Raw genomic sequence first — 11679 nt, 5'->3', positions numbered from 1 at the left:
TCCAGCAGGCTTTTGATGCGAGCGTTGAGCTTGGAGAGGATCCTCATGGCGTTACCTCAGCCTTCACAGTATTTTGGCCTTCCAGCGCAGATACAGGGCGACATAGCGGGAGCACCCGGGGAACCGGGTGAAGGTGCGGCCCAGCAAGCGAGCGCGATAGTGGGTGGAGAGCGTCATGCGACGGGCCGATTTGATCCACAGCAGCTTGCCGATCACCTCGCGGTAAGGGATAGGCGCATCATGCCGCACATTGGAATCTCCCTTGCACACGAGCCACGACTCCTCCCCCTGCCGACTCGTATACAGATAGCGGTGACCGACGAGCCTCCCCTCGCGCGAGCGGAAGAGGATGATATCTCCCGGCGCGAGCTCCTGGCGCTCGCAGCGGACGAAGCGGCATAGATCGCCTTGCCGGATCAGCGGATACATGCTCTGACCGCTCGAGGGCAGATCGATGTATCCCCGATGATCGACACGATGCTTGACCATGCGGATCGCTTCGAGATCAGCCTGCATCTCGGATCAGCCCGATCTCCCGCATCTGGCTCAGGAAGGCTTCGACATCCGCCTGCGCTTCCTCCGCTGTGATCGCGTAGGACGACAGCAGCGCTGCCGTCAGCGTATCGGGACTGCTCGGCTCACGTAGCAGATTCCAGCACAGGCCGCCCGTTTCGTTGACCTTGGTTACCGTGAATTGTCCCGGATGCAGGATGACCCAGGCATCGTCCATCTCGACTGCTTCGCTGCAGTCCTCGCTCCATACGTATTGCGTCATAAGCTGATCGCCTCCCAGAATCGATCGTTTTTTTGAAATTGCAGCTCGTACACCGGCACATTCGTCGCCAGCTTGTGGCAAAGCCGCATCACTTGCTGTGTCTGCGCCACATCGGCTGCCCAGAAAAACACCTTGTCCATAATGCCCATCAAGCCATCCATCTGCGGTAGCCGCTGCCGATGGATATGCTGCGACTGGCGCAGCAGCTGGATCGCGGACAGCGGCACGCCCTCGCGGCGGCTCGGCGGGCCGCTGTCGCTGCGGAACGGCGAATCGTAAACGATCGTCTCCCCCTCGCCGATCTTGACGATGGTCGCCTCGTCCGACAGCACCGGCCGCGGCTGGGAGAGCAGCGCCACCGTCGACTTGCCCGCGCCAGACGGGCCGGCGAACAGATAAGCCTGCTCGCGCTCCATGATGCATGAGGAGTGAAGCAGCAAGCCCCAGCCGCGTTGGGCAGCGAAGGCGCTGTACAGATTCATCATCGCATGCTTGAGCGCGAACGTATCGTGCACCTGCACCGAGGCGCGGGTGAAGTCCTCATCGACATCGATCCGATAGTCGCTGCGGACGAACAGCAGGACGCCGTCGCTAGCGCTCGCTGCGACATCATACGTCTCGAACGGTCGCCCGTAGCCATCATGGATGACGAGCATCATATCCGGCGGCTGCTCCGACGGGTCTGCTGGCAGATAGTTAGCCGACAAGAAGTCGGCAAGCTCCGACGCATAGGTCGTCACCTCGAAGCGATGCTCTGCAATCTGCAGGTTTAGCTTAACCATAGGGCATCTCCTTTGCCTTCATGTCGGATGGTCGCTTGCCCAGCCGCTTGTAGACCGGCTGCTGCGATAGCAGCTGATGCTTCCACGTGTCGAAGATTCCGAAGCGGAAAAACATCCGGTTGCGGTAATCGTCCAGTCCGCGCTTGCCCAGCCTGCGGTCGCGGATCGCCTCGTACGTCCAGTACGTCTCGATGACGTCGAAGGGCAGCGGCTTGCGAGTATGTAACGAAGGGAATTCGCCGTAGACGATCGACAAGGCCGCCTGTACGCGGCGATAGGTGCGGTCGCGGCGAGCCCGGACGACCAGCTCCGACAGATCAAGCGTCTCGCCATGCTCGAGCAGCATATGCGCCAGATCGAGCAGATAGCGTGGCGACTCCATCCGATGACGCATCCCGTGCAGGAGCATAAAGTAGAATGTCGACAGCGCGTCCAGCTCGCGGATGCCGTCGAATCCGGCCATCGGCAGCGACGAGTCCCAGAATGGCTCATCCCGCAGCTCCGAGAGATGCGGCTTATCCATCGTCCAGTGCAGCTCCACCATGAGCGGGATATCCGGCGTAATCAGGCGATAGAGCACGGCGTGATTATGGATCTTCTTGTCGAGGATGAAGCCCATATCGCGCACGAGCGAGATCGCCTCCTCCAGTTGGCCCGGTCTTACGAGCAGATCGATATCAGAGGTTGCGCGGGCGGCCAGAGCGCCGAAGAACCGTTCCGCGAAGCGCGTGCCCTTAAGCGGCATCGCCGCGATCCTGTGGCTGTCGAATTGCTTCAAAATTTGCCGTTCGGTATGCTGCAGCATCAGATTTTGTATTCCGATCGTCTCGGATTCGCGCTTCAAGCGCTGGCGCAAATCCTGCGGCAGCGACTCTCTGACGCGTGGACAACGCTGGAGCAATTTATGGATCTGAGCATGCATGGCGAACAGCTCGATGTCCGCAGCCAGCTGGGGGCCAGCCGGCGGGACGTTCCCGCTATCGCTGTCATACAAGGCATTCAGTAAGGCAAACATCGCATCTTCCTCCGGTCTCAAGTTAGACTGTACACTAGAGAATTGTTACAATTTGTATCATATTTTTAATGTAGTCGATACCACAGATCGATGTCAAGTTTTATTTTCCTTTTCTTCCATAACATAAAAAAAAGAGATTAACCAGCCGAGGCCAGTTAATCTCCGGGAGAATATCTTGATTGCTAATGTCGAACTTTTTATGGGAGCGGAGTCCAGCTTCCATCTTCATGCACGCAAATGTTCCCGCCAGGGTACTGTCCAGGAAAGCTAGGCGGCACACAATTGGAAATCACGGTTTCGAACTTGACCTTGCTGTGTGTTAACACAGACGGCTTGACATATGGTTTCATTTTTCTCACCCTTTCTAGCTTTAATACGATACATTTTGTATCATAGCTGAATCATACTAAATTCAAATTCTACCGTCAAGTATTTTTAACAAACAAGCTGTCCTGTAACGATTTTGGGGCAAATATTGGCCCAACTATCACCAGCGTACGCCGCTCACGTCATAATCCCAATACGGAAAAACCGCTCGTATTCCCTCCTTGGACGTCAAACTGACCTTGACACCCTCCCCAACGCTCAGATTGACAATCCGTACCACGACGGTCTCGCCTGCCGTTACCTGCAAGCGCTGTTGCTGCCGCTCGTCCGCAGCCGGGGCCACAGACTCCCGCTGCTGGCTTTCGCTGGCCCAGTAGAGGCTGAGATGGTGCTCCTGTTCATATGGGCTGCTGTAGGTCGTCTTAATGTTGTAGCTGCGTCCTGCCACCAATGTCGCTCTTCCCTGCACTCCCGAGTAACAACCATCAATGATCTGACGATCATTAATCCATAACGTCACATTGCAAGAGGCTGCATCGACTATGAAGCTGTACTCTTCGCTGTAATCGGGCTGAATTACACCCGTCCATTCATACGAGCCCTTGCTCGACGGCAGTTCTCCACCAATCCCGGATGTCTGCTGCTCACCTGTGCGCTCGCGTAACAGATCATCCCCATACGTAATCTTGCGGAAGCTCCCACCGCTGCGCCACGGGTAAGGGCCCCAACTAATCTTCGCTTCCCCGGAGACCTCCGGTACGAACGTCAATATCGCATCGTCCCCATCCATGCGCAATTCTGCCCCGGCGATCAGCGGCTGGGGCTTATCTTCTTCGATCAGCAGCAGTCGCGGGGCGTCCGTCACTGGCAGTTGAACAGTCAGTGTCGTAGCCGTAGTAGCCGCCACACGCGGCTTTGTCCGGGTATCCGTCAACGGGTCGTATACCTCCACCTTTGCGCCAACGCCCGCTACGTTGGAAAGCGTCACCTCTATCATCCGTTCTGGCTTGTCATAGCGCTGCGGATCGAATACCCCCTTGTCTGGATTCCAGACAGCCGTCACATCGCGGGTGACGATATAGTAGGCGACCGCATAGCGATGGTTGCTTAACTGATACGGTAACACCGCCAGATCCTCGATTAGATATCGGTCAGGCGCAACTGAACGACCGTCTCCACGATAGACGAGCGTCCCGTCCTCGGAGGCTATACGCTCGACATCAACAAACCGCGGCTGTTCGACTCGCTCACCATTCTCCAACTGCCGCACCAAATTGCCGAGCGCCTGCAACTGCGGTCCTGCAGCTAGACGTACAGCAGGTGTCAGTCGGTACTTGGCGCGCTTCAATGTCTCGTAGTAGGCTTCGGGCAGTAGGGCAAATTCACTGTCCTTGCCCTTGGCTGCATAGAGATAGATGCGCTGCACACCTTTGTGGCTCTGGAAAATATAGTTGCGTAGCGTGCTTTTGGCAGCAATTCGATGCATCAGCGCCGACAGACGGCGATCTCCGATTGCCACACCGGTTTTTCTCGCCAGCTCCTTGGCGAATTGACCGCGATATAGATTGCTCTCAGTCATCCACACCTCGGCAGTTTTACCGTCCCCCGGCTGGCTATAGCGATAATGATTTTTCCATGGACCGGGAAATGGCTGAAGATCGCGACTGACATATTCCGTTTGGTACGCATAGTGCCAGCGCTCAGGGAAGGCGCTGACATGGGGCGGGATATAGCCCTTTGGATCTGGCTGTCCGAGTCGATCGATCATCGCATCCCGCTTGAGCGTTCGGTTAGCAGCGACTATCTGCGAGCTTACCGGGTCCCAGCCCGTATAGTAATGCCTGCTGAACCCCGTTTGCCCCGGCCAGCGGGTGGTCCCGTTATCCCAAGGCCGTTGATTGGCAAAGCCATTAATCACCTTCACGCCCGGCAGTTCACTGGACGGCTTGGCGATATATGCAGCCGTCAGTGGTAGGATAATCTGCGCTCCTTGCTCGCTAAGACTGCCATCGCTGTAACTGAGTTCTTGCGCATAGACCAGTGGTGGATCGTAGTAATCATTGATATCGAGGAAGTGATAACCAAACGACAGCTCATTCCATACCTCCACATCAAAGCCCGCATCGGCCTCATCGTCAGTCGCCATCACATTCTTGACGAAACCAGTTACTGTGCGCACATATCGCATCCAGCCGTCCACTGTTTCTTTAGAAGCGGCATTGGTCGTTCCGTCCGCGAGTCGCTCGCCAGAGAATGGCTGATAACGAAGCTCTGCCAGCTCCAGTTTGCCCGCTGGCAGGCTCTCTGACAGCGGCGCCGATAGTTCGGCGCGTCCATTAGATACATCATAGCTGGTAATAACGGGATACATGAACTGTGCAATCCCCTTCAACCCCGTATATTTAGGTCGGATCTTCTCGCCCGCACTCAGTTGCAGCACTCGATCTCCTGCCTTGGCCGGTTTTTGCAGCTCTGCTTCCCATGAGCGGCCCGGCGCCGGCAAGCCGGAGTGGCTGTTCAGCAAAATCAACGGTCGGATCCCGTGCTTTCGCAGCGCCCCCAGGACCATCCTCATCTCCCGTTCTTGCTGCGGACGCAAACGCCCGGTATCTTCATAGTCTAGCATCCCCCAGCCGATCTCCACCCGCGCCGTGACGATACCCGCCTCTGCGAGCAGCCTGGCGGTGGGATCGGCTTCCTCCGGGGCAACGTTGAATACAACACCCAGTGAACCGAGCAATTGCGAAGCGTCCCAGGTGTCCATGTACGCTCGCCATGGTGCGTGATAATACGAATGCGAGCCAAACGGCACCTCCTGCTGTGACCAGTCGACATATCGTCCAGGCAACTCTACAGGGTGGACTGGCCATGCTCCGTACCCTGGACTGCCGCTGGTCGCTAGCAATCCCCCCACTGCGAGCACGGCCAGAATACCTCGGCTTAGCCAAGTACGGACGTTTCGCCGAATTGACATCTTTGTAACCTCCTAACAAATATAAAAAAAGAGCCTTCCCCTAAAGGGAAAGCTCAGTACACAGCTAAATTCATTATTCGTTCCACAACACGCCCTGCACATCATAATTCCACTGGGGGTATGATGCAGTGATTCCCGAGTGATGCAACGTTAATTTGACACCCTCGCCTGTCGACAGTCCAGGAATATCCACATGGACGCGCTCACCGGCCGCAACAGAAATGCGGCGGCTCTGCAACTCGTCGGCCGCCGGAGCGACCACCTCCCTAGGCTGGCTGGCGCTTGCCCAATACAGAGAGATACGATGCACGTAGTTGTAGGGATTGTTGTATTCAACTAGCAACTCATAGCTTTGTCCAGCTTGTAGATCGATGCTGCCCATCTTCTGCTGAGCGCAGCCCTCGACGATAAGCTTGCCGTCGATATAGACCTTGTTATTACACGTATCCGAATCGATGATAAAGGTGTACTTCTCCGAATATGCGGGTTTAATTGTCCCTTTCCATCGATACGCAACTTTGCCATCAGGCAACTCACGCGTATCGATCTTGTCCGCTACCCCGACATCAATCCGCTCTCTGAACTGATCTCCTGCATAACGCTCCTCAACAAAGGCTCCTCCTGTACGGAATGGATACACCCCCCAGGTAAGCAACGCTTCGCCGTCCACGTTGGCGGTAAAGGCAAACTCTGCTCCGCCCTCGTATTTCTGTAATACCGGCTGTTCGATCAGCGGCATGGTATCAGCCTCGTCAACGATCAGGAAACGTGGGTAATCCGTAACTTCAAGCTGCACGGTCAAGGTGTCTTCTCCCGCATGCTTTATAGACACCGGCATCGACTTGTCGGTCATCGGATCGTAAGCACGCACTTGGGCAAGTTCACCCTTCACATTAGTCAGTGTCACATCATAACGTTGCATCGGCATATCATAGCGCTTTGGATCAAGCTGATTTTTCGTGTTGTCCCAAGCCTGTGTGAGATTACGGGTGACGATATAATATCCGATTGCATATTGATTGCTTCGAAGCTGGTAAGGCAGCACTGCCAGATCCTCGTCCTGGTAACGGTCTGGCTGGGCCTCCGTGCCATTCCCCTTGAATACTAACTGCGGCTGGTGAGCCTTGATCTCGCTGACGCCGATCGCCCGAGGCAGCTCAATCCGCTCGCCACTCTGCATCAGCCGCGTTACATTCGCCACGGCAACCAATTGCGGGCCGGCAGCGCGTCGTACGCTTTCGGTTAACTGGTAGTTTTGATTTTTAAGTTCAGTATAAAAAGCCTCCGGTAACACCGCAAACGTATGATCCTTTTCCTTGGCTGCATAGAGATGAAGCGTCTTTACCCCTTTATGCGATTGAAAAATATAATTGCGCAGCGTCGACTTGGCGCCGATATGGTGCATCAATTGGGCCATCCGCGGGTCGTTCAGCGGAACCTTGCTGCTATAGCTGAGGAACTCGGCGAACGGGCCGCGATAGAGATTCGTCTCGGTCATCCATACCTCGGCAGGTTGTCCGTTGCCCGGGTTGGCAAACCGGTGATGCAGGCTCCATGGCCCGGGGAACGGCTGCAGGTCGCGGACGATGAACTCGGTCTGATAGGCATAATACCAGCGCTCCGGGAAGGAGCTGGTATGCACCGGGATAAAGCTCGTCTGCTGCGGCTTGCCGAGCGCATTGAGCTGCGAATCCCGCTTCAGCTTATTATTGTTGGCGCTGATATTGGAACTGATGAAGTCGGTGCCTGTATAGTAATGGCGGCTGAAGCCGTCTTGTCCTTCCCATAGCTCGGTGCCGTTATCCCAAGGCCTCTGATTGGAGAAGCCGTTGATCACCCGCACGCCGGGCAGACCATGGGCAGGGTCCTTGACGTAATTGATCGTGAGCGGGAAGATGACCTGGGCGCCCTCTACCTTCAGCGCGCCCTCCGTATAGACGGGCTGTTTGGCGAACTCCAGCTTGGGATTGTAATAATTGTTAATATCGAGGAAGTGATAGCCAAAGGACAGCTCGTTCCACACTTCGATATCGAAGCCGACATCGGTCAACGATTCGCTCTGGAGCGTGTCCTTAACAAAGGCAGTGACGGTCGCGACATACTTCAGCCAGCCGTCGATCGTATCCTGCGCCGCCGGGTTAGGCTTGCCGTCCGCCCACTCGGTTCCCGAGAACGGCTGATACTTCAGCTTGGCCAGTTTTAGCGCGCCCTTGTTGAGCGCTTTGGGGAGCGGGGCCGACAAGGTCGCTTTGCCCGTGGCCGCGTCATATGCGGTAATGACCGGATACATCATCTGGGAGAGACCGCTCAAGCCGGTATAATACGGCACGATCGGCTCGGACGACGTCAGATAGATTTCGCGGGAGCCGCTAGCCGCCGCCTGCGTTAGTGTTCCGTCCCATACCTTGCTGGGGCCGGGATCTCCCGAATGCGAGTTGAGCAGGATAAGCGGGCGGATGCCATGGCGCGCCAGCGCCTGCAGCTTCGTCCGATTATCTTGCTCCACATTGCTGCGCAGCAGGCTATCATCCTCATAGCGGAGCCCATTCCAGCCGATCTCGACCCGCGCCGAGACGATGCCGGCCTCGGCCAGCATTTGCGCCGCCGCATCGGCTTCTCGCGGCTGGACGTTAAAGGCGATGCCAAGGGCATCAAGGTATTTATTTTTGTCCCAGGTGTCCATATACGAACGCCAGGGCGTCAGATAATAAGAGTGCTGACCAAACGGCACTTCCTGTTGACGCCAATCCTCGTAAGGCTTCCCAGCGGCAGCAGGCTCCGACAAAGCGCCGACGAGCGGCGTGACCGAGCACCCCGTCATGAGAGCCAGCACAGAGATGAGCAGGACAAGCCAATATTTTCTCATTTCGCATCAAGCCTCTCTTGGTTGTCTATTCTTGAAGCGTATCATGCCATCAAGCGCACACTCGCTTCTTCGTCACATGGTGTAGAGGCTATACCGCGTGCATAGACTACCAATTAGTAGAAATTACTAGTCTATGATACCGGATGTAGCATATTGTTAGATATAGGCATAATTTCCCGCTTTTTGTCGAGAAACAGAGGCCTGTGGCCGCACTCCCTTCGTCCTATGTCGCTTATAATCGCTCTACCCCTTTGTGACGTGACGCTAGTAAAGCTTGGCTACAGTTGACTTTTCAGCAGCTCATGGATTCGCTTGCGCTCCCGCTCGTCCACGATATAATACCAGACGCCGTCAATCTTCCTGCCCTCGCCCTTGATCTCCTCGGTCCGGCTGGCGCGCAGCGCGCTGCGATAGCCTGTGGCAAACGACTTCAGCTCCCGGAAGCTGGCGTTGGTGCGCACATGCTCGCCCGCCGCCTCCAGCAGTCCATCAAGCTTCGTCACGGTGGAGAGCTGCAGCGCGTCCGCCAGTAGTCCCTGGATAACCTGGCGCTGCCGGGCATTGCGCCCCAGATCGCCTCTCGGATCATCCATCCGCATCCGCGAGTATGCCAACGCACCTTCGCCATTCAGCTTGAGTGGCCCTGCCGCAAAGGCCTGCCCGTCCAATTGAAACGCAAATTCGTTGTTCACTTCGACGCCGCCGAACAGATCGACCAGTCGGGCGAAGCCCTCCATATTCACCTTGACGTAATAATCGATGGGGAAATCGAGGAACTGCTCAACCGTCGCCTTCGCCATCTGAATGCCGCCGAACGCATACGCGTGATTGATCTTGTCGACTGTGCCCCGACCAACGATCTCGGTCCGTGTGTCGCGCGGGATATTAAACATCAGCATCCGCTCTTCCTCGGGATGGATCGAGATGACCATCATCGTATCCGAGCGCCCCCGGTCCCCCGCCCGCTCGTCCACGCCGAGCGCAAGGATCGTCACGGACGCCCGCTTCTTCAGACGCTCCGGCGCAGGCGCGCTCTTCGCTTGCTTCACCTCCGGATCCTTGCTCACATAGAGCGGTACCTCCTCCTCGACCTGCTCGTACATCTGCAAGGCAGTATCTTCTACAGCATTGTACATGCGCCAGCCATAAGCCAGTCCGCCGAGCATCAACAGGAGCAGCGCGATACCGCTGCCGATGGCGAATTTGCGTCGTTTGCTCATCGCGTCAGCTGCCTCGCCGATAAGTCAGCACCCGCGAGTTGTCCATCCGGGTCCGACCGGCCGACGCTCCGGTAGACGAACCCCGCGGCAGCCATTTCGGCGGCCGAGTACAGATTGCGACCATCGATCAGCACCGGCTGTCGCATCAGAGCTCGCATCGCTGGCCAGTCGCATGCTGCGAATTCCCGCCATTCGGTCAACAGGCAGAGCGCGTCGGCTCCCTCGACCGCCTGCATGGCTTCGTCGCACCATACAATTGCTGTATCCTTTACTATATGCATCGCATTCGACATCGCAATCGGATCATAGGCCCGAATCACCGCCCCTTTTTGGCGCAGCTCGGCGATGATGTCGAGCGCCGGCGCATCCCGCATATCGTCGGTGTCCGGCTTGAAGGCCAGCCCCCAGAGCGCCACGACGCGGCCCGATAGCTCGCCGATCGCCGACTCCAGCTTGCGGATAATGTTGAGCCGCTGATCCTTGTTCACCTCGACGACCGACTTGAGCAGCTTGAACTCGTAATCGACATTGCCGGCGATCTGGATGAGCGCCTGCGTATCCTTCGGGAAGCAGGAGCCCCCGTAGCCGATGCCCGCCTTCAGGAAGGCCGGTCCGATCCGTCGGTCGTACCCCATGCCATGCGCCACCTTGGTCACATCCGCGCCGACCTTCTCGCAGATGTTGGCGATCTCGTTAATAAAGGAGATCTTCGTCGCGAGGAAGGCGTTGGACGCATACTTGATCATCTCGGCGCTCCGGATATCGGTGACGAAGATCGACTCCGTGAGCGGCCGATGCAGCTCCAGCAGCTGCGCTACCGGCCGCTCGCGGCTCGTACCGATGACGATACGGTCCGGATGGAAGGTATCCTGCACCGCCGAGCCCTCGCGCAGAAACTCCGGCACAGAGACGACGTCAAAGGGGTGCTCGGTCAGCTCGCCGATCAGCTCGGCGATCCGCTCATTGGTCCCGACCGGCACCGTGCTCTTGGTGGCGACGATCGTGTACCCTCGCAGCGCCAGCGCGATCTCTCTGGCCGCCTGCTCGATGTAGGCGAGGTTGGCTTCGCCGCTCGGCAGCGGCGGCGTGCCGACAGCGATGACGACCAGCTCGGCTTCCTCTACCGCCTCGGCGAGCTGTGTCGTGAAGCGCAGACGCCCCTCCGCCATCCCCCGCTGCATGATCTCTTGGAGACCCGGCTCATGGATCGGCACCTCGCCCTGCCGCAGTGTGGCGATCTTGCGCTCGTCGAGATCGACAGCGACGACCTGATGCCCCAGCTCCGCATAACATACGCCCGACACCAATCCGACATACCCTGTTCCGATTACCGCGATTCTCATCGTTCCACTCCTCACAACCGACTCACTTGCATGATGGCTTCCCACTCCATATGGAGCCGGATGATATCCTCCTCGATCAGCTCGGGTCCCGACTGGACCTCGATGATCTCCAGCTGCGTGACCGCGCGGATACTATGACAGCTGCCCGGCAGGATCCGCACGACGTCGCCGGCGCCGACCCGCCGCAGCTCGCCGTCCTGCACCAGCTCGCCCTCGCCAGAGATGATCGTCCAGATCTCGCTGCGCCGCAGATGATACTGATAGCTGAGATTGCAGCCGCTGCGGATCGCGATCCGCTTGGTTAGCACTTCGTCCCCGCTCTCGGAGACGAGATGATCGATGATCCGGTAGTGTCCCCAGCGCCGCTCCTCGTACAT

9 protein-coding genes are annotated in these 11679 nt (G+C 57.3%); all 9 read right to left on the bottom strand.

The features are described 5' to 3' along the window. Positions 1–63 precede the first annotated feature (63 nt). On the bottom strand, positions 64–516 hold the full coding sequence (locus PA598K_RS21600) for a signal peptidase I (RefSeq protein ID WP_128658953.1): 453 nt from the start codon (positions 514–516) through the stop codon (positions 64–66). Then, on the bottom strand, positions 506–775 hold the full coding sequence (locus PA598K_RS36385) for a PqqD family protein (RefSeq protein WP_185602149.1): 270 nt from the start codon (positions 773–775) through the stop codon (positions 506–508). The genes PA598K_RS21600 and PA598K_RS36385 overlap by 11 nt, the downstream gene beginning before the upstream one ends. After that, positions 772–1557, bottom strand: a complete 786-nt coding sequence (locus PA598K_RS36380) for a hypothetical protein (protein ID WP_185602148.1) — start codon at positions 1555–1557, stop codon at positions 772–774. Before PA598K_RS36380 ends, PA598K_RS36385 begins: the two co-directional genes overlap by 4 nt. Continuing rightward, positions 1550–2572, bottom strand: coding sequence for a nucleotidyltransferase family protein (locus PA598K_RS21590; protein ID WP_128658952.1), 1023 nt, complete (start codon positions 2570–2572; stop codon positions 1550–1552). The genes PA598K_RS36380 and PA598K_RS21590 overlap by 8 nt, the downstream gene beginning before the upstream one ends. Before the next feature lie 487 nt (positions 2573–3059). Then, a complete protein-coding gene (locus PA598K_RS21585) occupies positions 3060–5873 on the bottom strand; it encodes a PA14 domain-containing protein (protein WP_128658951.1) in 2814 nt (937 codons plus the stop codon). Between the two features lie 73 nt (positions 5874–5946). Beyond that, positions 5947–8739 carry a PA14 domain-containing protein gene (locus tag PA598K_RS21580; protein ID WP_128658950.1) on the bottom strand — a complete coding sequence of 931 codons (2793 nt, stop codon included), beginning with the start codon at positions 8737–8739 and terminating at the stop codon, positions 5947–5949. 278 nt (positions 8740–9017) lie between these two features. Beyond that, a complete protein-coding gene (locus tag PA598K_RS21575; protein ID WP_128658949.1) occupies positions 9018–9959 on the bottom strand; it encodes an LCP family glycopolymer transferase in 942 nt (313 codons plus the stop codon). Beyond that, entirely contained in the window at positions 9956–11302 is a 1347-nt protein-coding gene (locus PA598K_RS21570; RefSeq protein ID WP_128658948.1) for a UDP-glucose dehydrogenase family protein, read from the bottom strand. The genes PA598K_RS21575 and PA598K_RS21570 overlap by 4 nt, the downstream gene beginning before the upstream one ends. Before the next feature lie 11 nt (positions 11303–11313). Further along, positions 11314–11679 (bottom strand): phosphomannose isomerase type II C-terminal cupin domain (locus PA598K_RS21565; RefSeq protein WP_128658947.1); only part of this gene is annotated, 366 nt, incomplete at its 5' end.

Origin of the sequence: Paenibacillus sp. 598K (assembly GCF_003851045.1) — a bacterium.
Taxonomy (GTDB): domain Bacteria; phylum Bacillota; class Bacilli; order Paenibacillales; family Paenibacillaceae; genus Paenibacillus_D.
Note: the sequence above shows the minus strand (reverse complement) of the source record. Positions and strands in the feature narration are given on the sequence as shown.

Excerpts from the sequence above, each read along its gene's own strand:
- PA598K_RS36385 (WP_185602149.1), bottom strand. The coding sequence starts at position 775 with ATGACGCAATACGTATGGAGCGAGGACTGCAGCGAAGCAGTCGAGATG.
- PA598K_RS21580 (WP_128658950.1), bottom strand. The coding sequence starts at position 8,739 with ATGAGAAAATATTGGCTTGTCCTGCTCATCTCTGTGCTGGCTCTCATG.
- PA598K_RS21575 (WP_128658949.1), bottom strand. The coding sequence starts at position 9,959 with ATGAGCAAACGACGCAAATTCGCCATCGGCAGCGGTATCGCGCTGCTC.
- PA598K_RS21600 (WP_128658953.1), bottom strand. The coding sequence starts at position 516 with ATGCAGGCTGATCTCGAAGCGATCCGCATGGTCAAGCATCGTGTCGAT.
- PA598K_RS21570 (WP_128658948.1), bottom strand. The coding sequence starts at position 11,302 with ATGAGAATCGCGGTAATCGGAACAGGGTATGTCGGATTGGTGTCGGGC.
- PA598K_RS21590 (WP_128658952.1), bottom strand. The coding sequence starts at position 2,572 with ATGTTTGCCTTACTGAATGCCTTGTATGACAGCGATAGCGGGAACGTC.
- PA598K_RS36380 (WP_185602148.1), bottom strand. The coding sequence starts at position 1,557 with ATGGTTAAGCTAAACCTGCAGATTGCAGAGCATCGCTTCGAGGTGACG.
- PA598K_RS21585 (WP_128658951.1), bottom strand. The coding sequence starts at position 5,873 with ATGTCAATTCGGCGAAACGTCCGTACTTGGCTAAGCCGAGGTATTCTG.